The sequence below is a fragment of the Microbispora sp. NBRC 16548 genome (assembly GCF_030268985.1).
Lineage (GTDB): Bacteria > Actinomycetota > Actinomycetes > Streptosporangiales > Streptosporangiaceae > Microbispora > Microbispora catharanthi.
On record NZ_BSSF01000037.1, the window covers coordinates 1 to 20,631 of the forward strand.

At 67.1% G+C, this 20,631-nt stretch carries 20 protein-coding genes and 1 pseudogene; 6 read left to right on the top strand and 15 right to left on the bottom strand.

Annotated elements, in window-relative coordinates; all coding sequences use genetic code 11:
* The 7 genes and pseudogenes from QSK36_RS42485 to QSK36_RS42515 form a co-directional block, all read right to left on the bottom strand.
* Positions 1 to 244 (bottom strand): helix-turn-helix domain-containing protein (locus QSK36_RS42485; protein WP_285786363.1); only part of this gene is annotated, 244 nt, incomplete at its 3' end.
* Between the two features lie 854 nt (positions 245 to 1,098).
* Positions 1,099 to 1,281, bottom strand: a pseudogene (locus QSK36_RS42490) (dsRBD fold-containing protein); the annotation flags it as partial.
* 54 nt (positions 1,282 to 1,335) lie between these two features.
* The gene (locus QSK36_RS42495) at positions 1,336 to 1,902 is read right to left on the bottom strand and encodes an RICIN domain-containing protein (protein ID WP_285786364.1); all 567 of its coding nucleotides are present in this window, start codon (positions 1,900 to 1,902) and stop codon (positions 1,336 to 1,338) included.
* Between the two features lie 223 nt (positions 1,903 to 2,125).
* Positions 2,126 to 2,512: an integrase core domain-containing protein gene (locus QSK36_RS42500; protein WP_285786365.1), complete on the bottom strand. Its 387-nt coding sequence runs from the start codon at positions 2,510 to 2,512 to the stop codon at positions 2,126 to 2,128.
* Positions 2,509 to 2,895, bottom strand: a complete 387-nt coding sequence (locus QSK36_RS42505) for a hypothetical protein (protein ID WP_285786366.1) — start codon at positions 2,893 to 2,895, stop codon at positions 2,509 to 2,511. The genes QSK36_RS42500 and QSK36_RS42505 overlap by 4 nt, the downstream gene beginning before the upstream one ends.
* A 29-nt stretch (positions 2,896 to 2,924) precedes the next feature.
* Positions 2,925 to 3,374 (bottom strand): hypothetical protein, encoded by a 450-nt coding sequence (locus QSK36_RS42510; protein WP_285786367.1) that lies wholly within the window; start codon positions 3,372 to 3,374, stop codon positions 2,925 to 2,927.
* Positions 3,371 to 3,766, bottom strand: a complete 396-nt coding sequence (locus tag QSK36_RS42515) for a hypothetical protein (protein ID WP_285786368.1) — start codon at positions 3,764 to 3,766, stop codon at positions 3,371 to 3,373. The genes QSK36_RS42510 and QSK36_RS42515 overlap by 4 nt, the downstream gene beginning before the upstream one ends.
* A gap of 86 nt (positions 3,767 to 3,852) precedes the next feature.
* Here QSK36_RS42515 and QSK36_RS42520 point away from each other — a divergent pair, with 86 nt between their 5' ends.
* The 4 genes from QSK36_RS42520 to QSK36_RS42535 all read left to right on the top strand — a co-directional run bounded on the left by QSK36_RS42520 (position 3,853) and on the right by QSK36_RS42535 (position 7,683).
* Entirely contained in the window at positions 3,853 to 4,014 is a 162-nt protein-coding gene (locus tag QSK36_RS42520; RefSeq protein ID WP_285786369.1) for a hypothetical protein, read from the top strand.
* 154 nt (positions 4,015 to 4,168) lie between these two features.
* Positions 4,169 to 4,606, top strand: a complete 438-nt coding sequence (locus QSK36_RS42525; RefSeq protein WP_285786370.1) for a plasmid mobilization protein — start codon at positions 4,169 to 4,171, stop codon at positions 4,604 to 4,606.
* Positions 4,603 to 6,045, top strand: coding sequence for a relaxase/mobilization nuclease domain-containing protein (locus tag QSK36_RS42530; RefSeq protein ID WP_285786371.1), 1,443 nt, complete (start codon positions 4,603 to 4,605; stop codon positions 6,043 to 6,045). The genes QSK36_RS42525 and QSK36_RS42530 overlap by 4 nt, the downstream gene beginning before the upstream one ends.
* Before the next feature lie 825 nt (positions 6,046 to 6,870).
* Positions 6,871 to 7,683, top strand: a complete 813-nt coding sequence (locus QSK36_RS42535) for a hypothetical protein (RefSeq protein WP_285786372.1) — start codon at positions 6,871 to 6,873, stop codon at positions 7,681 to 7,683.
* Between the two features lie 6 nt (positions 7,684 to 7,689).
* Here the strand turns inward: QSK36_RS42535 and QSK36_RS42540 are convergent, their stop codons facing one another.
* From QSK36_RS42540 to QSK36_RS42560, 5 genes are read right to left on the bottom strand one after another with little or no spacing between them, the layout of a single operon-like run.
* Positions 7,690 to 7,905, bottom strand: coding sequence for a superinfection immunity protein (locus QSK36_RS42540; RefSeq protein WP_285786373.1), 216 nt, complete (start codon positions 7,903 to 7,905; stop codon positions 7,690 to 7,692).
* A gap of 27 nt (positions 7,906 to 7,932) precedes the next feature.
* Positions 7,933 to 8,568, bottom strand: a complete 636-nt coding sequence (locus tag QSK36_RS42545; RefSeq protein ID WP_285786374.1) for a hypothetical protein — start codon at positions 8,566 to 8,568, stop codon at positions 7,933 to 7,935.
* A complete protein-coding gene (locus QSK36_RS42550; RefSeq protein WP_285786375.1) occupies positions 8,537 to 9,598 on the bottom strand; it encodes a toprim domain-containing protein in 1,062 nt (353 codons plus the stop codon). Before QSK36_RS42550 ends, QSK36_RS42545 begins: the two co-directional genes overlap by 32 nt.
* Positions 9,599 to 9,610: 12 nt before the next feature.
* Positions 9,611 to 10,459, bottom strand: a complete 849-nt coding sequence (locus QSK36_RS42555; RefSeq protein WP_285786376.1) for a DUF2637 domain-containing protein — start codon at positions 10,457 to 10,459, stop codon at positions 9,611 to 9,613.
* Complete coding sequence (locus QSK36_RS42560) at positions 10,456 to 10,731, bottom strand: hypothetical protein (protein ID WP_285786377.1); 276 nt, start codon at positions 10,729 to 10,731, stop codon at positions 10,456 to 10,458. Before QSK36_RS42560 ends, QSK36_RS42555 begins: the two co-directional genes overlap by 4 nt.
* A gap of 139 nt (positions 10,732 to 10,870) precedes the next feature.
* Here QSK36_RS42560 and QSK36_RS42565 point away from each other — a divergent pair, with 139 nt between their 5' ends.
* Positions 10,871 to 11,326, top strand: coding sequence for a helix-turn-helix domain-containing protein (locus QSK36_RS42565; protein WP_285786378.1), 456 nt, complete (start codon positions 10,871 to 10,873; stop codon positions 11,324 to 11,326).
* A 534-nt stretch (positions 11,327 to 11,860) separates the two neighbouring features.
* Here QSK36_RS42565 and QSK36_RS42570 read toward each other — a convergent pair.
* The 3 genes from QSK36_RS42570 to QSK36_RS42580 all read right to left on the bottom strand — a co-directional run bounded on the left by QSK36_RS42570 (position 11,861) and on the right by QSK36_RS42580 (position 19,304).
* Positions 11,861 to 12,403 (bottom strand): hypothetical protein, encoded by a 543-nt coding sequence (locus QSK36_RS42570; RefSeq protein WP_285786379.1) that lies wholly within the window; start codon positions 12,401 to 12,403, stop codon positions 11,861 to 11,863.
* A 102-nt stretch (positions 12,404 to 12,505) separates the two neighbouring features.
* Positions 12,506 to 17,782 carry a DNRLRE domain-containing protein gene (locus QSK36_RS42575; RefSeq protein ID WP_352241923.1) on the bottom strand — a complete coding sequence of 1,759 codons (5,277 nt, stop codon included), beginning with the start codon at positions 17,780 to 17,782 and terminating at the stop codon, positions 12,506 to 12,508.
* Entirely contained in the window at positions 17,703 to 19,304 is a 1,602-nt protein-coding gene (locus tag QSK36_RS42580) for a DNRLRE domain-containing protein (protein ID WP_285786380.1), read from the bottom strand. Before QSK36_RS42580 ends, QSK36_RS42575 begins: the two co-directional genes overlap by 80 nt.
* Positions 19,305 to 19,802: 498 nt before the next feature.
* On the opposite strand from QSK36_RS42580, the gene QSK36_RS42585 reads away from it, so the two are divergent.
* Complete coding sequence (locus QSK36_RS42585; RefSeq protein ID WP_285786382.1) at positions 19,803 to 20,255, top strand: transposase; 453 nt, start codon at positions 19,803 to 19,805, stop codon at positions 20,253 to 20,255.
* The last annotated feature ends 376 nt before the right edge of the window (positions 20,256 to 20,631 follow it).

The window sequence follows — 20,631 nt, forward strand, 5'->3', positions numbered from 1 at the left end:
CCAGGCCCTGGCCGGACAGGTCCTTGCGCAGGCGGAGGATCAGTTCGACGGTGGCGGCGTCGATCGCGGTCGGTGAGGTGTTGGGTCGTCTGGATCGGGGTTCGTAGGCGTCCTCGCCCTGCTGCCGATAGCGGGCAACGAGCTTGGACACCCAGCCTTTGGAGACGCCGTAGGAGCGGGCGACCTCTGCCTGTGAGCGGCCCTCGACGACGACCGCCGTGATGATGAGTCTGGCCTTCGACACGGGCTGACTGTCGGCCGCCCGCAGGTCCTAACTCTCCGTGTTTCCTATCTCCGGAGACATGCTCCGCCGGAGTTTCCTATGTCTCGAGACACCCGTTTCCTATGTCCTGAACCAGAACACCGCCGTCCCGACACTGTTCTAGCAGGTCGGAGCCGTGATCACGCGAGGGTGATCACGGCTTTTCTGTTTCTCGTTGCTCGTTTGTTGCTCGGACGAGCCGTCAGTTTCCGACACCCCGCTGCCCGTCATTGCCGCAGGCTGTCGCGTGTTCCGGCTCACCGACGTCGGTCCGGGACGCGAATGTTCAACGGGTAGCTCACAACCAGGGGTCATTTTGATCTACGACGTAAAGGCGTTCGCTTTCGTGCTCACCCAAGCATCCGGGCGTAAGGCGTCAGGAGTCACGATAGGAATCCCGTATGCGCGAGCCTTACGGGCCTTTCCGTCGCCGGTGAAGACGACGAGAGCGCCCGGCGGCAGTTCGAACCGGCTCGTCGGGCGCTGGGAGTTCTGGCCGCATCAGTCGGGGCGTCCTCGACGGCTTCGAGCGGCAGATGGAGCAGGGTGGCGACGAGGTTGAGCTCCTGGCGCTCGGCCTCAGCCACCACGCCGTCGGCCAGGGCGGCCCGGGCGATCGCGGTGAGATAGTGACGGTGCAGCCGGTCCAGGTCGGCTCGGTACAGTCCCAGCGTGGTCGCAAGATCGACAAGAGCGTCAGTCTCCGCAGCGGAAGGTGTACGCCGGAGGCGTGGCCCTTAAGGGAGGTACACAACATGATCACTGGCGGAGTGCAACATGGGCCCGTGATCCAGGCAGGCCGGACCCGCGCTCCCGGACAATGGCGCGGCTGCCGGCTACCACAGACTGTTCCGCTCAGCGGGCGGGGCGACCTGGGCGATGTCCTTGGACGTGATGACCAGGAGCTTGTCCGTCAAGTCGGCAAGCGCGCGGGCCGTGGCGAGTTCGTCGCCGATTTCGGGGACCGAGGGGTCGGCGGGGTTGCGGCGTGCGTGTCCCGCACTGGCCAGGCGCCCGGCCTCGGACGATGCGACGGCGGGCCGCTGCGAGCGGTATTCCGTGCCGTGTCGTTTCTACCCCCCGCTGTACGCTTCCCAGACCATCTCAGGAGTGAAGCGGTTGTCGCTGCAGATCTTGAGTCTGAGGAACTCCGGGCTGCCCGCCGTGCTTTTACTCAGGCAGAACGGGTGATCGGGGTAGTAGGCGCGGGAGCGGAAGACGTACTTGTTGACACCCATCGGGACGGCCATCCAAACGGTGTTGCCACTGCACGGCCCGAGAACCACTGCATTACCGCCGTCCGGCGAGGACGCGGCGCCAAATGCGATGCATTGTCCCGTCAGTTTGTTCTCCAGTTTGACCTCGCCTATTTTGCCAGTTCTGGGAAACCTCACCTTCCAGAGCTGCGAATCTTTGGCGAACCCGCTCGCGTTCAACCGAACGAATCCATTGATCTTGCCGTCTGGGGCCCATTGCACGTCCATTGAGCGAAGGGCGAAGGGGGCGGTCTTGTCCTTCGTGGTGCCCCGGAGATGGAACCATCCGGCGGGCATGGCATTGGCGGGTGTCGCCGTGAGAGGAACGAGCCCCGCCGCCAGAATCGTGACGCCGGTCAGAGCGGTGAGTGTTGCGCGGCGCATCGGGTGTCCTTTCACAGTCGTGTAGTGAGGCACCTCTTATGTACGGCAGGGCACTTTCATCCGGACTGACGAACCTTGACGGCGGCTTAAGAGCCGCTTGATCAGATCTTTCGGCGGCGCCGGCCATACCGGCGCTTGCTCACGTCGGGCACCGCGGGCGCCCGTGACGCCCGTACCGCTTCAGAATGGCTGCACAGCCTGTGAGCTGGGGTTTGCTCAGTGATCAACTTGCACGGTGGTACTCGTGCAGGAGGCCTGCGACGGCTTGTCGGCGTTCGATCCGGGTTGCCGGGAAGGGTACGACGTTCGGGCCGTCCAGAGGCGCGAGCTGGTTCCGGCCCTGATGCGGTCGATGCCCGTTGAAGTGGCGGGCGTAGTCGTGGAGGATCTTCTCGGCATGGCCGCGGTCGAAGATCAGTAGGCGGTCGGTGCACTCCTCGCGTACTGAACCGCGTTCGGCTGCTTGATGCCGAGCCGCTGCGCGACCTCGTCCCACGTAGCGCCGGCTTCCCGGGCGGCGGGCGGCGGCGACACCGGCCAGGGCGCGCTCCCGCCGCACCGACTGCAGCCAGTCGTCCCCCGCGCGGGGCGCGGTCACCGGCGCGGTCACCGGGGGCCGCCTTCCGGGGCGGCGGGCAGCCACGCCCGCACCGTCACCTTGACGCCCATGTGCCAGCCGGTGACGGTCAGTTCGCCCCCGGAGTTGCACGGCCCTCCGTCGTGCAGCGGCACCCACTCCGGGTCGGCCTGCAGGAACCCCGCCCAGGCGTGGACGGCGGCGGCGTGCTCGGCGAACCCGGCGTCGTCGCGCGGCGTGCCCGGCACCACCCCGCGCAGGAACGGCACCGCCACCTCCCGGGGCGGGTTGATCCAGACGAGCTCCGGCAAGTCCTCGGCCAGCAGGTCGGCCAGGACCAGCGCGGCGCGCGACTGCCTGCGCCGCGCGTCGTCGTCGGCGGGGCGCATGGTCGTGATGTTCGGCAGAGTCCCCATGCGGGGGCCTCCCTTCTCGTTGGGGACGGTCATGCCGCCCTCGGGGCGAACAGGTCCAGCTGCACCGGCTCCGGGCCGGGCGTCGGCTGGCCGACGGCAGGCAGCACCGCCGACCGGTCATGGGTGGGGCTGTCGGGATGGAGGGCGGCGTGGTGGATGCAGCAGGCGCCCAGGTGCCACTGGCAGCCGTCGACGAGCCGCCCGCCCGCCCGCCGCGCCTGGTACCAGCCTTCGTTGTGCTCCGACACCAGGGCGCGGGCCTCGGTCACGCTGGTGGCGGTCACGTAGATGTGGTTGTGGCACCCGCCGATCTCGCAGCCGATCGACACTCGCGCCGTCTTCCGGGCGGTGGTGCTGGGGAAGCGGGCCTCGTGCAGGGCCAGCGCGGCGGCCGCCGTCTCGACCGTGTACCAGGCGTCGTCGTCGCACCCGGCGTAGGTGCGGTGATCTGGGCAGCTGACCAGGATGTGCGCGGTCATGGCGCGTCGACCTCCTCCACGCGGGCCAGGCGCTCGGCCAGGTCCGCCTGCGCGACCAGCTCGGCGGGGCTGATGCGGGCCTTGGCCTGCAGCAGGCCGGCCATGGCGCGCATGGTCGTCGCGTCGTCGCCCCGGGCCTGCTGGATCAGGTCGGCCAGGTCGAGCATGTAGACGCCGACGGCGGCGACCGCCACGGCCCGCGCCTCGTCCAGGGCGGCGGCGCTGCCGCGGCCCGTCACGTACGCGGACCACTCGGTGCGGTAGCCGCGGTCGGTGCCGGAGTCGCCGCGCCTCGGCTCGCACGTGCGGGTGGAGGCGGTCAACCCGAAGACGAACGACGGGCTGCACCGGATGGTGTCGCCGCGGTCGCTGCCCGCCGTGTACCTGTGCACGGACGGCACCGGGGCCGTCAAGGTCGCCGAGCTGGCGAGGCAGCTGTGACCGGGCAGGACATCAACGCGAACTGCGCGAGCGGCGCGTGAACAAGGTCAACCCTCGCCGGGAGTTCTACTACGCCACACCAGCGGAGGTCCGCGACCTGCTGGAGAAGATCGCCGGCCAGCACCTGCTGGAGTACCGCGACGTGCCCGAGGCGTTGGAATGGCGGCAGTCGGCTCACGGCGCTGCACCCGCAGTCTGAGGCCCACAGAGCGGGATATTCGTAATGTCCCATTACCGCTGCATCCAGCGGGATGCAGCGGGGGACATTCGTGATCAGAACCCCCACTCCTGCCGCTGCTGCGGGGGTGGGTTCTGATTGATTGCGACCGGGCGCGGTCGTCGGGGGAGTGGTCATGAGCGTGTCCGCTGGGGGAGAGGACACCGGGTCCAGCACGGGGTCCAAGCAGGTGCGGCAGCGGCGGCGTCAACGCCAGGCGGTGCCACGGCCGCACGTGGTGAAGTTCGTGCTGACCGAGGAGGAGTACGCCGACCTTCGCACGGCCGCCGAACGCCTTGGGCTGGCGCACGGGGCGTACGCGGCGGAGGCGGCCCTCGCGGCGGCGCGGATGGTGAACCCACCGATGCCCGACCCGCTGCGCGAGGCCCTGATCGAGCTGATGCACGCCGCCGACCAGGTGCGCCGCATCGGGGTCAACCTCAACCAGGCCGTCGCTGCGCTTAACGCGACCGGCGCCGATCCCGGCAACCTCGTTCCGTACGCCGCCGCGTGCTTGTGTGCGGTGCAGCGGCTGGACGGAATCGCGGAAGGCGTCCGGAAGGCGATCCGGTGATCGGAAAGGTGATGCGCGGGCGCCGCGTCGGCGGGTTGCTGTACTACCTGTACGGCCCGGGCCGGGCCAACGAGCACGTCAACCCGCACATCGTCGCCGGGTGGCGGCATCCGGCCGAGCTGGAGCCGTCGCTCCGCCCGGAAGGCGGCCGGGATTTCCGGAATCTGATCGGATTGCTCAACCAGCCACTCGCCGCGCTGGGGGAGCGCGGTTACGCAGAGCCGGTGTGGCACTGCGTCGCCCGTTCCGCACGCCAGGACCGCATCCTGCGTGATGACGAGTGGGCGCAGGTCGCCCAGGAGATCATGACCCGCACCGGTCTCGCGCCGGCCGACGCTGACGACGGCGTGCGCTGGGTCGCCGTGCGGCACGCCGACGACCACATCCATATCGTCGCTACGCTCGCCCGCCAGGACGGCACCAAGCCCCGGACCTGGAACGACTTCTACCGGGTACGGGAGGCCTGCCAAGCCGTCGAGCGCCGGTACGCCCTGCGCATGACGGCCCCGGGGGACCGGACGGCGGCGCGCCGGCCGACCCGCAGCGAGACGGAACAGACCCGGCGGCGCGGGTGGGACGAGGTGCCGCGGACGGTGCTACGGCAGCACGTCGTCACCGCAGCCGCCGCAGCGGCCTCGGAAGAGGAGTTCTTCCGGTCGTTGGACGCCGCAGGCGTGCTGGTGCGGCAGCGACTGAGCCAGCGCAATCCCGGCGAGGTGACGGGGTACGCGGTGGCGCTGCCGAAGCATCGCAACCGCGCCGGCGAGCTGGTGTGGTTCGGCGGTGGCAGGCTCGCCGCCGACCTCACTCTTCCGAAACTCCGTGCGCGGTGGAGCAGCGGAAGCGATCACCACCCCGACGGTACGGGCGCGGACGAACGCCGGGAGATCTGGGAGCTGGTGACGACGGCTGCCCGTCAGGCCGCCGCGCAGTTGCGTGAAGCCACAGCCGGCGAACCGGGCGGCGCGGCGGACGTGCCGGGCGCTACCTCTGACCTGCTGCATGTTGCGGCACGCCTGCTGAAGGACCAGCGGCTTCGCAATGCCGCGGAGGCATTCGACCGCGCCGCGCGGGAGCCGTACGCACGGATTCCGCCCCCGACACGAGCAGGGCTGGAGCTGCGCAGGGCCGCGCGAAGGCTCGCTGCCGGGAGGCGAGGCTCAGGAGGATCGCTAATCGCCGACATTTCGGCGCTCGTCGCCGCCGTGGCCGAACTCCGTACGGCCCAGGGAAGGATGGCCCAGGCGGTCGCGGCACGAGCGGCAGCCCAACACCTCGCCGTGGCGTCACCTACGGCGGGTGCCCCGGTACGGCTGGCCGCGGCGGATTTCCCACAACCCGTCGCCAGGCCGCTCGGCGCGGATACCGGCCAGAATCCGCGCTCGTCCGGGCGCTCTGCCGGTCCATCGGCACCGTCTGCGTCACCTCGGCACAGGTAGCTGGAAGATCGTTATTTTGCTCGTGCGACTCGGCTCTGAGCTGCGCTGTTGCACCGGCGCAGCTGCCTATCGTGGTTGATCATCTTCGCTTCGTGATCGACCCGGGGTGCCGTCGTGACAGCCAGCAATCCGTTCCGAGGCCGGACGGCGATGTGGCGGTCGGCTGCCGCAGGAGTGCTGGCAGGCGCCGCAGCGCTGACCGTGGCGGGGACGGCTCAGGCGGACCCGCCGCCCGGGTGCCCGCACCTGACCGGTACGGCAGGCCGGTACGTCGACAACACGAAGTTGTGTGCGGCCATGCAGCGCGAGGTGCAGAACTGGCTCGCCGGCAACAGCATCGACGTGGGCCGCGCCGTACGGGACTCGTGGCGTGGGCAGGCTTCGCAGCCAGCCCCGGAGCAGCCCCAACAGGTCGTACGACTTCCGCAGGTCCCGCAGCAGTCGGCAACTGCTCCAGCCGCCGCACCTTCTCCCATGGTTACAAAGAGTCCCGGGAAGCTGGAAACGGCGGCATCCCTAAGCCGTGACCCTGAAGCGGAGAAGCATCACGTCCGGAAGCGACCCCGGCGCGATCACCAGCGGATGCCAGACCATCCTGCGGCGAGCCCGGCAGCAACGGCCACGGGGGAGAAGCCGCTGGTGACTGAGGAAGTGATGGCGAGACGCGGGCTTGGCCACCGGCCAACGGTAATCGTCGCTCGAACGCCCTCAGCCAAGCCTTTGACGCGGCCAAAGAGGACCCCGGCGCTGCGGCCGACGCCTACTGCAATGCATCAGCCGGCTCCCTACGCAGCCAACGCCGCTCTGGAGTCGTCGGCGTCGACGATGCCCCTGACGATTCCCGTCGGCCTCGCCGCGCTGCTTGTGCTCGCCATCGCCTACCACCGACGACGTCAGTGCTTCGGTGCTGTTGTGATGTGGTGGCGGCGTACCCGTCTGACCAGGCAGGGCGATCGACTGGTTCGCTACGGCGAGGTGAGGGACACGTTGCCGTTCCCACCGGTGGAAGCCTCGCAAGAGTCGGTCACCGTCATAAGGGCCGACGATGAAACGCCCGTCTCAACGCTCGACTTCATGCTCGAACAGGAGTCGACGAGTTTGGGCTACCTCGTCGCGCTGGCGGCAATGAACGGGACGGGACTCACCGGCCCGGGCGCGGAGAACGTGACGCGTGCGATGGTCTTGGAGTTGCTGGCCGGGCGTCATATGGCGGCTCGCGTACTCGTGCCGCGCGAAGACGCGGTGCGCCTGTTCGGCGAGGAAGCGCTACACGCGGCGAACCCGCGGCTCGTAGTGCTCGACACCTTGCAGGAGGTGGTGACCGAGCTGGATGTGGAGATCGTCAGGCGAAGTGGGCAGCGTACGGACGCGGGAGTCCCGGAGGGCCAGTCATGGTTGTTCCTCATCGCCTCGCCGGGTGCCGCAGCTGAGCGGCTGCACCGAATCGTCCAGGGCGGTACGGAAGATCTGATTCTGGGGGTCTTCCTCGGCGACTGGCCGTACGGCATCACCTGCACTGTCGATGAAACCGGCATCATCCTGAATCTGGAAGGACGCTCGGCCCCCGCCTGGACCACACATCGCCTGGCGATCTGCGCCCAGACCGAGGCCGCCCGGCATCTGGCCGGCGGTGATTGACGGACGCTATTGGCGGTCATGGCGCGTGGGCAGCGCGAAGGCCAGGAAGAGCGCTGCCGGCCAGCCGATGCAGGTGAGGCCGCCAAAGAAGTTGAACGCTATGAGTAGAAGGACGTTCTCTACGCCGCGTGAGAGCCCGATCAGCGTGGGCAGGAGGTACAGCACAACGAGCAGCAGGATCAGGCCGATCCAGAACAGGTAGCTGTGCGCGAGAGCGTCCACTTCTAACATCCTTCCGTAATCGACCGATCACGGATGGCGATTGAGGGTAGCTGTCCGCGCTGGCTTCGCCGTAGCTCCCGCGTTCGTCCTGGTGCTGCCGCAGGCTGCGACGACCTTGTCGATGGTGTGGGGGAAGTCCTCCTGGGCGAGCCCTACGGCCGGAGGTAGCTGTGGCCGAACGGACGCTGGATATCCAGTTCGCGGGCGTGGCTCTCGGGCGAACAGCGGGGCGACCTTCCGCATGGCCGCTTCGGGAGCATGTCCTTCGACCCGAAGCCGGTCATAGCGATTCATGGCGTACGGATGGAGCTCGCGCAGCCGGCTCTCGCACCTCAGCAGTGCACGCTCAGCGCCCGCGTCGCTCGTCGAGTACGGCAGGGCGGCCCCCCACGCGCGACTCACCTGCAGCAGGTCAGCGGTGCGCAGCCATGCCGGGTCGTTGGCGGGCAGCCACTGCAGGCGTGCCGCCCGATGGGCGGCGCGTTGCTTGGCGCGGAGGGCGTCTGTCGTCTGGCGCTCCCGCTCGGCCTGTTCGCGTACGCGCTGAGCCTTCATGTGCAGCCAGACCTGAACCGCCGCCGCGGCAGTGGGGGCGACCTGCACCACCTTCTGCATTCCGTGGGCGGCTGCCTCACGGAGTGGGTCCGCGTAGTGGTCGTTCATTCGCTCTCCTCTCGCCCGAGCGTGTGGTCGTGTTGCCGGGTGTGGGCGCTGCCGGGAAGTCGGCGAGGGCCAGCCGGGCGGTCACCGAATCGGTGGTGGTCTCGGTGACGGTCGCGTGGTCGAAGTTGAGCTGTGCGGCGACGCGGGCGACCTGCCGGGCGACGTCACGGGGCGCCATCGTGGCGATCGCCGCGCCGGCGGCGCGGAGTGCGCGGACGCGCCCTTCGGCGTACTGCAGGGAGTCGAGCCATGGCTCGATGGCGGCGTCGGTCACGAGGTCGGCCAGTGGCCGTACCCGCACGCGAAGCAGCGCCGCGAGAGTTTCGGGGCCGGCGTCGCCCAGCACCGCCGCCGGATCCCAGTCCGATGGGAGCACGAGGGCTTCCGCCGTACCGGCGTCTTTGAGCAGCGAGTAGGAGCGTGCCGCGGCTTGCTGCCCGGCGCGGTCGCCGTCGAAGGCGACCAGCACACCGCTGGTGCGCAGGTCGGCGGCTGCGTCGAGAGTCCTGACCTGGTCGGGTGTGAGGCTGGTGCCGCACAGGGCGAGCCCGGCCAGGCGGCCCTGGCCGGCGGCGGTGATGGCGATGGCGTCCAGGGTGCCTTCGGTGATGACCGGTCTGGCCCCGGCGCTGAGCATGTGCAGGCCGAACAGCGCCCGTCCCTTGCCGTAGACAGGGGTGTTCGGGCTGTTGAGGTACTTGGGCTCGCCGGTACGGCTGCGGCCGATGAAGGCGATCGTTGTCGCGTCGCGCTCGGTGATGGGGAACATCGCCCGGTCGCGGAAGAAGTCGATGAGCATGCCGCGGGTGGTCCGTCGGGCCAGGCCGGAGGCCTCGATCGCGGTGTCGGGGAAGCCGAGACTGCGCAGGTGTCTGGTCAGCGCTCGCCATTCGTTCGGGGCGTAGCCGATGCGCCACTGACGCTGAACGTGGTCGTCGAGTCCGCGCTGGCGCAGGTAGTCGGGGACCCAGCTGGTGGGGAGGTGGGCTTGGAAGAAGCGTTCGGCGTGCTCGTGGATGGCGAGGAGCATGAGGTCGTGTCCTTAGACCGGCTCGCGGCGGAGCCCGATGGCGGTGGCCAGCCAGCGCAGGCGCTCGTTGGCGATGCGGTGGCCCTGGGCGCGGAGCTGGGCGGCCAGGTCCATCTGGCTCAGCCGTACGCCACGCTGCTCGGCCCTGGCGACGATGGCCTGAGCCGCCTGAATGAGCTGGTCGTCGGAGTCCTGCTGCTGCGGAATCTGAGGAGTGGGAAAGGCCGCGCCCGCGAGTTGAAGTCGTACGGCGGTCCGCTCGGACAGGGGTGCCTTCCATCGCCACAGCCAGCGGCCATGCGCCTGGTGGAGCGCGGAGACGGCTTCGAGGTGGAGGTATTCGAGCTGGAGGCCGCGGGGGTAGCTGGTGACGTTCCACAGGACCATGCGTCGCCAGAGCATGAAGCTGGAGATCGGGGCGAGGAGCCAGCGTGAGAGAGGTACTCGCTCACGCCGGGTGCCTGTGGCCAGGCCGACCCAGCGGCGGATGAGGTGGCGGATTCCCTCGATCACCGTGACGAACAGGACGGGCATGGCCGCGTGCATCAGGCCGGCGATCGGGTCGCCGTGTGCGGCGGAGATGTTGAGGATGACGGTGGCGGTGATGAACGTCCAGGCGATCCAGTGCAGGACCGGCCAGGGTAGGTCGGCGAACTCCATGAGGAGGTCCCAGGCCAGCAGGGCGAGGATGCCGAGGTCGATGCCGATCGGGACGATCCACGCCTGGGGGCCGAACCATGGCTCGGCGAGGTGGCGCAGGGTGGCGAAGGAACCGATCCCGCCCAGTACGGCCAGGGCGACCACGAGCGGAGCCACGACGCAGGCGGCCAGAGCGACGGCCCGGGTGAGGTTGCGGGTCACCGAGCGCCACCTCTTGCAAGGTGGGTCGCGGCTCGGGTGACGCCCTCGTCGTTGGCGGGGGAGAGGATCAGGCCGTGATGGGTGACGTAGGCGTAGACGCCTTCGGCGCCCGCGCAGTAGACAGTCTCGGTGCCGACGGTGAGGGCCCACTGCCCGTTGCGGCGGCGGATCAGCCGGGCCGGTCGGTGGCGGCTGACCTCAAGGCCGAGGCGGACGAGTCGTTCGTGACGAGCTTTGCTCTCGTCAGGTGCTCGCATCGGTGTGGCTCGCATCGGTAACCTTCGGGCGTGGAGAGGCGGACTCCATCAACTAAAGTTGATGACGAGAGCAGGATAGGCACTCTCCGTCACCGACTGTCAACTAAAAGCGATGAAGCAGGGCGCGTGTCGCTCCAACTTGATGTGGTGAGCAGTGGCTGACGACCGAAGTGCGGCGAATACCACGCGGTCTCTCGCCGACAAGATCGAGTGGTTGATCCAGAACCGCTGGCCAGCGGGTAGCCGGCCGCCGAAGAACAACCTCGAGGCGGCGGCGGCGATCTCGGAGGCGACGGGGGAGGAGCTGTCCTCGACGACGATCTGGAAGCTGCGGACGGGCAGGTCGGACAACCCCCAGCTCAAGACGTTGAAGGCGCTGGCGAAGTTTTTCGGTGTGCCGATCGGCTACTTCGGCGATGACGAGGAGGCCGAGGCGACGGCCGACCAGGTAGTGGCGTCCTCTTTAATCGGCGAGTCCGGCCTCAACCGTGAGGCGCTCCGAGCCCTGGTTGAAATGTCCGACGGAGGCCGTCGGCTCGTCGCCGACTTCATCATCAGTGCTGCCCGCCTCGAACGTGGCCAAGGACGCGGCGGCCGCCAAACCTGTTAGTACGGTTTGCGAGTCCCCGCTCATACTGGATGAGATCACCTCCAACGTACTCGGGTGCATCGAGCCTTTGCGCCAGAGGGAGCGGTGGCCGTGGAAGTGCGCGTACGGCTCGCACCCGCTCCGCCTCTCCCTTCCGGCGTCGACTCCGCCAAACATGTCGGGGAGGTGCCCGCACCTTTCGTGCGCCAGGCCCCGCCGATCGCAATCAATCGAACGACGGCATCGCAGCGCACATCGAACGCCTCAGGGTCCCCGTCAGCGCGGTCATGGCAGTACGGCAGCGTCGTGGGTTGACTCGGTATAACGGACACCCGTGATCAGGGGTTCGCCCCCGGAAAGCCCCGCCGAAACGACATCCGACGGGGCTTTCGCAACTTGTCACTATGCAAGGACGAAGGGCGTGACACGAGTACCGAAATGGCCGATGCGGGCGGGCACCCAGCTGGAGCGCACAGTGGCCGCTGGCCTGGACTGGCCGATTCTTATCAGCCTAATCGCCCCACTTGGATCCGTTCACTAGTCATTACGCCAGCATCATGGAATGACACACAAGAGCCCCTGTGATGAAACCCAGTCCTGGTCGAGGAAACGCCCTGTGATTCTTCCTATAATGATCAGAAGTTGCTCCAGGTCTGATACCGGCATCGTGTTGTCGTTTGATAGGTTTGTCCGATAGGCCTCATACTCGGCCTCGTCAAAGATGCTTCTGTACTCACCGTCGTGGGTGTAGATCGGCTCATCAAGTTCCTCGATTTCGCCGACGTATGAAAGTTCAAACACGCGCTGGCCATGGCGGCTGAGCTCCTCCGCGGACGACGCCTGCCCGCCACTGAGGAGAAGGACATGGGACCAGCCGGGTGCATGTGACGTGATCCAAACCCGCTGCGCAGAGCCCAAAGGATCGTATGACCTCATAGCGGTTTGAAAGTCGCAGGTCTCTATCGTCTCCGCCGGGAAGTGCAGACGCCGGGCCACCTCGTGACCATCCTCAATGCTGACCCATTGGGCGCCAAACCACCTGTCGAGCCCGTGCGCCACCAGAAGGCGTTGTTGGTTTTCTGTAGGAAAAAGAGTCATAAGTTATCCGGTTTCCGTTGCGTGGGAGTCGGAAGGGAGGGTGACGAGAGCGGGCATGCTGCCTCTCATCACCCTTTGTTGGAACTTCCTTCTCTTCAGATCTTAGGGCTCAATGAGCACCCAATAAGAGTTGCCTTCGCCAACTCGATATTCTGTGTACCATCTTCCAATTGTGTTTCCCTGCAGCCGGTTGTGGACTTTGTTCAGGGCTCGCAAAGAGTAGTTGCCCCGGGCGGTGCCGGCCCCTTCCTTGCTTGCGGCGAACGGATATTCGTCACAGCTGTTGGGTCCGCCTATAGGCAGTTTGTCTGCTCTGTACGGAGCCGGATACTTTTCGGGCTCGTAGTACTTGCAGTAGTTGATGTAGAATCTGTGCTGGTTCTTTTCCTTCTCCTCCGGGGTATTTCCTGGGATCAGCCAGTGCATCTCCGGAAGCAGTGGATCCAGGCTTCCCACGTCCATATGCATCTCGATCTTGGAGAATCGCTTCCTGTTTACGTCCTGGGCGTTAGGCGCAAGCTTTGTCAGTGGGTCACTCTTGGTTCTCCAGTTTCCGACGGTTATTCTCTTTGCCTGCTCGGTGCCGAGCGTCTTGCGTGTGGGCACTTGCGACGGCGTATCCCAATTCGTCCCTGGCCTGTATGGCGGATAGGTTGGCATAAAGCCGGGAGTGAATGCGTCTTGGATATGCTTGATGACCTCCGCGAATTCCGCGTTCCGGCTGTAGGACATGACGAATACGCGCTTTGCTCTGGTGTTGATGCAGCCGCCGCGGCGATCCTCAATATTCGAATTGCCGGCGCCGAAGACCCTGTTGTCGCATCGGAAGTTCGGGATATATCGCATGTGGCCACTGGGTCGTTCGCTTCCCTTGCGGAATACACCGACCGTTTTGCCGTCCGCGGCTATAACCTTCTGACTCCACAGAGGAAGCTCGAGGTCATAATCCATCCCCAGCAAATCTTCTTGGAAGACGGCATACGGCATGATTCTGCAGAGGAAGACGCTTGACGTGTCGATCGTTGCTCGAACGTTGAAGGTTTCGTACGAGCTGGAGACCCAGCTCGTGATGTCCTTCTTCTTGTCCGGGCCAGATTCGCAGTCGCCATCTTCCCATCCCTGCGCGAAGCCACGCACCCTCGCCGTGATAGGCAGGTCGCGCAGCTCTGCCGCAGGAACGACAACGTGACCATCCTCATCGACGATCGCGAAGTCATCGAACTGAACGAACACCTTGATATCCGACGGTTTGATGCCGGTTCCGGCGCCGCCGACCACCCCGTTTCCGGTCGAGTCGCCGAGATAGCTGTGGATAACCGTTGTCGCGCGGAAGCGGAGGGCGTAGTCCTCATCGAACGCCTCCTCAACTTGCTTGCAGATCCACTGCTTAACCTTATTCTTGAACAGGCTCTTACAGGTAGATTTCTTCATTTTCCCGGTCGAATCGTCCTCCTCGTAATCATTAATCTGGAGGTACGCGGACCAGCACGAATTGTAGGACAGCTCACGAATGCGGGCATCGTACTCCGCATAGCCAGTCTCACCGGGGCTGACCTGACACGTCTGCAGATTGATGCGCTGGTAGTCGAAAGAGCCCGGTACAGCTGCCGCCAGAGCCTTCGCGGCTTCCTTCTGCGCCGCCGGCGCAGCCACAGATGCTGGGGCCCTGATCGACGTGATCACGACGGTGACATCCTCGGCGCTGAGAGGTCGCTGGTAGATCTGGACCTCGTCGAGGTCGCCCTTCACCTTGCTGCCCAGGCTCATGGCGGTGTCCGCGTTCCACGGGGCGAAGCTGACGGGCGCGGTCTTGACGAGGGTTCCGTTGAGGTACAGCGAGGCGGTCTTGGCTGCGGCGTCGTACACGCCGGCCAGGTGGAACCACTCACCGACCGGTGGCTCCACACCGGACAGCACGCCCTCCACCGTCGCGTTCGCGGTGTCGGCGTCGGTGAAGGTGAACACCAGTCCGTGCTCGGCGGTGTTGCCGAGCCGGAAGGGGGCCTGATGGATGCCCTTCTGCTCGATGACGGTGTAGTCGCCCTCCTTGTCGCTCCACCGCAGCCAGGCGGCGGCGGTGAAGCTCTGGTCGGTGCGGATCACCGGTCCGGCGGTCTGGGCCAGGGGCTCCTCGCCGGGCTGGGTGACGTCGATGGTGACCTGCTGCCAGTCCGACCAGGCCGAGGAGACGTCGCCGGTGACCGCGCGCAGACGCCAGCGCACCTTCCACCCGTCGGCCAGCGTGTCCGCCGGGACGGCGATGCTCGCCTGGATCCCGGGCTGGACGTTGTCTACGGCGCCGGTCCAGATCTGGCCGGTGCCCTGTCCGGCGGGTGCGGCCGGGTCGTGCTCGATCTCGGCTTCGGCGCGCAGTGGCCGGCCGGTCGGGTGGGTGAGGGTTGCCTGCAGCAGGGGGGTGAGCGTGGTGGTCACCGTCACGCCGTCCACCACCTTCGACGGGGTGATGGTCAGGCCGGTGGCGGTGGGCTTGGGCAGGCTGACGGTGAAGGACTGCCAGTCGGACCAGGCGGAGGCGGCGGTGGCCGAGACCGCGCGGGCCCGCCAGCGCACCTTCCACCCGTCGGCCAGCGTGTCCGCCGGGACGGCGATGCTCGCCTGGGTCCCGGGCGGGACGTTGTCGGTGCCACCGGTCCAGATCTGGCCGCTGCCCTGCTCCTGCGGTGCGGCCGGGTCGTGCTCGATCTCGGCCTCGGCCCGCAGTGCGCCGCCGGCGGGGTCGCTCACCTGGGCCAGCAGGGCGGGGGTGTGGGTGGGGGTGACGGTGGTGCCGTCCACCTGCTCGGACGGGGTGACCTGCAACGCGCCCACGGCCGGTTCGGAGACCGGGTCCGGCACGTCGACGGTCAGGTTCTGCCAGTCCGACCAGGGTGAGCCGATCGTGGTGGCGGTGTTGACTGCGCGGACCCGCCAGCGCACCTTCCATCCGTCGGCCAGTTTCCCGTCGGGAACGGTGGCCGTGGCTTGGGTGCCGGAGGCGACGTTGTCGAGGCTGCCGGTCCAGATCTGGCCGATGCCCTGGCCGGCGGCGGCAGAGGCGTGCTCGACCTCGAACTCGGCACGCAGCGGTTGCGCGGCCGGGTCGGTGACGGTGGTGTGCAGGGCCGGGGTCAGGCTGGTGGCCACGGTGCCGCCGTCCACCACCTGGGAGGGGGTGACCTGGAAGGCAGCGACCGTGGGGTTGGGCACGTCGATCGTCGCGGTCTGCCAGTCCGACCACGCCGACGTGGTCGACGCACCCGCGTTGACCGCCCGGGCCCGCCAGCGGACCTTCCACCCGTCGGTCAGCTTCCCTGCCGGGACGCTGACCGTGGCCTGGCCGCCCGAGGCGACGGCGGCAGAGCCGCCCGCCCAGATCTGGCCACTGCCCTGGCCAGTGACGGCCGGGTCGTGCTCGATCTCGAACGCGCCGGTCAGATTGCCGCCGGCGGCGTCGCTGACGGTGGCGGCCAGTTGTGGTGTGAGCGAGGTGGCGGTCACCGTCCCGCCGGCGCTGGTGGCCGGAGTGAGCTGCAGCCCGGCGACGGTGGGCGTGGAGCCGAGCGTGTAGGTGACGTTCAACGTGGGCTTGTTGGTGGCGTTGAAGGAGTCGAAGGCCCGGTCGTACGGCGGCCGGCCGCCCTCCATGGTCTCGTCCACGCCGCGCAGCATGAGCCCGTGGTTGGCGCTGCCGGACGCCCACGCCTGGGCCATCGCGGCGAGGTCCCAGTTCATCGTGCCCGGGGCGCCACAGGTGGCGGCGTCATTCGCGACGGCTTCCCCGGCGGTGGTGGTGCCGGGCTGGTTCTCCCAGGTCAGCTCGACGTCGGTCCAGGCGGCGGTGACCCGCTGGGCCTTGATGCCGGATTGGGCGTCGCCGCACCCGACGGCGTCGGTGCGGCGCATGCTGAGCGTGGCCGCCGACACGTTGACGTTGGCCAGCGCGGCGGTGTCGAACTTCAGGAAGGCGCGCTCCAGCAGCGGCGCCGGTACGCCATCGTCGTAGCTGCCCACCCACAACGTCTTGTTGCGGTAGGTGCTGTAGCCGGGAGTCCCGTAGTCGGAGATCCATACATCGGTCATGTCCGGCAGGGTGACGGCCGCCGCCACGCTCACCGGGTAGGTGGTGCCGGCGTCGGCCAGGAACGCCTGATCCGGCTCGACCACCAGCTCTGTGCGCCCGTCCTTGGTGACCAGGTCGCTGGCGGCCGCACCGCGTCTGGCCGGCCGGCCCTTGGCGCTGTCCCACGCGGCTGCCGGCGGTGCCGCGGCGACCAGCTTCTTGTTCTTGCCCTTCAGCAGCAGTCGGCCGCCCTTGCCCTCGGACAGGGTCAGGCCGTCGTCATCTACGCCGATTCGCAACTCCAGCGGCTTCGACGGCCGCTGCCGCAGCACCACCTCATGCCGGAACCCGGTCGGCAACGCCGTCACCACCAGGTCAGCCCCGGCCCCCGCGGCGTCGGTGTAGGTGGCCACACTGCCCTTGACGGTCGGCTTGGGCAGCGGCGTCGGCCAGCGTAGCGCGTACGACTTGCCATCCGCCGTCATCTTCACGAACGGATGTGTGCCACCGGGGGAGAGCTCCACGACCGCGCCCCCGGCGAGGGCCTTGGACCGCAGCATGCCGCCCTGCTCGACCAAAGTCGTGTCGATCGGCACCCAGCCGTCGCCCTGCCTGACACGCACCGGACCGGCCGTGACCTCGGTCTTGAAACTCTTCCCATCCGGCTGGGCGTAGGTGATGCTGGTCGCCGTCGTCTCGTCGGCGACCTCGACCGCCTTGCCCTGCTTCGCCGCCGATTGGGAGGCGGCGATCCGCGCTTGCGACGGCACGTTGGAGACCGCGTTCCCGTTCTTTCCGGCGATCCACACCGCAGTGTCGTTCAGGCTCGCGTGGTGATCGTTGCCTGACGAGTCGGCAGCCGTGCCGCCATTTCCCTCGTCGAACTTCCAGTGGCCGGCAGCCTGCTGCAGCGTGGTGAAGGACCAGGTGTGGGGAATCATCGTGTTCTCCCACATGTCGATCGCTTCCGACACCTCGACGGTGTACTTGGTGCCGGGGCGAAGTGGCTGCGTGGGCGTAAATGTCGCGATCTTTCCGGTGCTGTCAGATTCGATCGTGCCCTGAATCTCAACGCCTTCGGCACCTCTCACCGAGAACTTCGGCCCAGCGACCTCCTCGCTGAACGTCACCCGGATTTGGGCGTCCAGGGCGACATCGGTGGCATCTTGGGCAGGCTCTGTCGCCACCACCCGCGGCTCTGCCGTGTCCTCCTCACCGTCTGGATTGCTGGTGTCCTCGCTATCGCCGGGATAAGGCAGCTCGGGGGAGAGCTGGTCGGTGTTGACGAGGTCGGCCCTCCGGGTGCTTTTCGGTGGCAGCGATCAGCTCATCGCTCGGGTCCAGCGCGTCGGCTGATTCGCCGGGTTCCGGCACATAAACGGACCTGGTTAGAGCTTCCTCGTATTCAGGGATCGAGGTGAGCGGCTCACGCGAGGTGGTAACCACCGTTTCTTGATGTGGCGGCGCTGGTGGTTCGAAGTCCACGCTGAGCCTGGGCGCGTGCGCCGGGTACGGGTAGGTAGACTCCCGGGTGCGGTAGCGGCGCCAGTTCGTGGTGTCGGACTCGTTGCCCGCCGTGAGCTGGATGCCGTAGTTCGGCTCGCCGTTAGCCCAGGCCTGCACGATTCCGTTGACCGAGTGGATGAGGTCCCACTCGTAGGCGTACGCCCCGCTGCAGTTGGCGCTGTTGTAGGCGCCGTACTCGGTGTTCGCGCCCACGCTGGTGACCGACGGCTGATTGGACCACGTGAGGTTCAGCTCGTCCCAGTCGGAGGTGATGCGCCGGGCGGTGACGCCCGACCCGACACGGAGCCCGCAGTCGCTGGATATGTGGTTCCACAGCGTCAGGTCAGCGTTCTCGATCGTCGAGCCCCAGAACGGGTCGCTCTTCGCGGGCAGCGGGAACTGAATGTAGCTGCGCCAGCGCACCCCGCCGTTGTTGGACTTGCCGACCAGGATCCGGTCGAGGTTGAAGTTGGACCAGCTGTCGGGGTAGTCCGCGTTGTTGACGAAGGTGTCCATCGGCTCGCCGTCGTACGGCGCGCTCACCCCGTCGGGGCAGTACGTGCTGGAGGGCGTGTCGATTTCACACTCGTACCAGTCGTCATCGACGGCGGCCATGGTCACCGGGTATGCCGTCGCGGGATCGGCCAGGAAGGCCGGGTCCGGGCTGTACACCAGATCCGAGCCGTCCAGGGTGACGGCCGCTCTGCCGACCTTGGCGGCGTCGAGGTCGCCGCTGGGGTCCGCGGCGACCGCGTCCAGCAGCGGCGCCGGCCGGATGTCGAGGAACGGCTTGCCGTCCGTGCCCTTCAGCGTCGGCTGGCCCTTGTCGCCCTTGCCGAACGAGAGCCCCTTGGGCAGATCCACCGGGATGCGGAAGGTCAGCGGTTCGGCTGGCCGTTTCCGGATGACGAGCTGCTGCCGGAATCCGGTCGGGGTGGCGGTGACGACCAGGTCGATGCCCTTGCCGTACGCCGACGGGTACGTCGCGGTGTTGCCCTTGAGGTTCGGTTTGGGCAGCTTGCGGGGTCCACCGACGCGTGCGGCGGTTTTCGGGTCCTTGCTCTTGATCGCCGTCGTGTCACCACCGGCCGACAGTGTTAGGTCGCCCTTGGCCGCTTTGGGCTTGATGACGCCGTCCGCTTCGACCAGGGTGGTGTCGATCGGGGTGAAGCCGTCGCCGTCGGCGTTCTTGACCCGGACCGGCTCCAGGTTCAGCTCCATGCGGAGCGTCTTGCCGTCTGGGTTGGCGTACAGCGTGGCCGTCTCGGTGTTGCGTTCCGGGATCTCCACCCTCTTGCCGGACTTGTGGGCCTTGGTCTTGGCCTCTTCGATCACCCGGTCGACGGCGCGTCTACCGCCCTTGGCCCCCGTGGCTTCGGAACTTGAGGGCGCGGCCGGTTGTGGCACTTCTGCCCGGGATGGGATGGCGGCCAGTCCGACAGCCATGTTCGTGGCGACGAACAGGACCGTGGTCCGCAGCAATGGGATGCCGCGGCGTTTCGGACGTGGCTGTCTGGGCAACTCCGCCCTTGGTGGTAACGCTGTCACGCACACTCACTTCCATACGAGCCCGAAAAAGGCATAGGTATGGCATTCAGCCAACGTCAAAAACGCATGTCAAGATCGACAAAGCGTGAGCATCCACCTGGCTGACAGGGTGACAAGAAGAAGGAAAATGCCTGTTCACGCGGTTGATCGCCGCTCCTGTGGCCAGCCAGTTCAGTCGCGCGGTACCACCCTGTGTGACTACGCGCGGGCGTGTTTGAGAAGGTTGCCGACTTCCCGGATGCGGCGATCTTCCACTTGGTCCGGATTAGTCGTCATAATGCGCGTATGTCCCCTCGCCGTTACCCCTCCGACCTTACGGATGGACAGTGGGAGCAGATCCAGGTCTTGCTGCCGGCGCCCAACGCGGACGGGCGCCCAGAGAAGCATTCTCGACGTGAGATCGTGAACGCGATCCTGTATCTGGTGCGATCGGGTTGTCCCTGGCGATACCTGCCCAGGGACCTGCCGCCCTGGCAGACGGTCTATTGGCACTTCCAGCGGTGGGAGCAGACAGGGGTCATCGCCACGCTGCTGTCCGAACTAGGCATCAGGGCCCGTCCGCAGCAGACTCTCCTTGATGCCGGCGATGCCAGCACCGGACGCGGGGACGTCGTCAAAAAGAACGGCCGGAGGCGACTCATCCTGGGCATGACCCGGCCGCTGGTTGCCCTCCCAGTGATGGCAGCCAACCTCCGAGAGTGGGACTACGTCGAGCAGGTCATGCTTGCGGTGTTCTGAAAAGGCCGGTCTGGCGTGTTCCACGCCGTCCCGTCCACGCATTCGCCGCCACGCGGCGAAGCCACCAGCGCACTCATTGCCGATCTCAAACACTGTCCCCTTTCCGTGGGGAGGTGTCATCAGAAGTGATTCGCATCACTTCGGTGCCGCCAACGCTTCAGTTTCCTCGGACCACTGTCGGTGTGAGGTCTCGAGACATGTGTCAACGGACTCCCGATAGTGAACCGCGCCGGGATTGATGGAGGCTGATGATGTGCCTCGGGTTCTGTGGAGTTGGCTTGGTTGGCCGTCATGCCAGCTGGGTGTTTGCGTAGAGCATCTCGTATTCGACCGGGGTGCGCATCCCCAGGGCGCTGTGACGTCGTTGGCGGTTGTG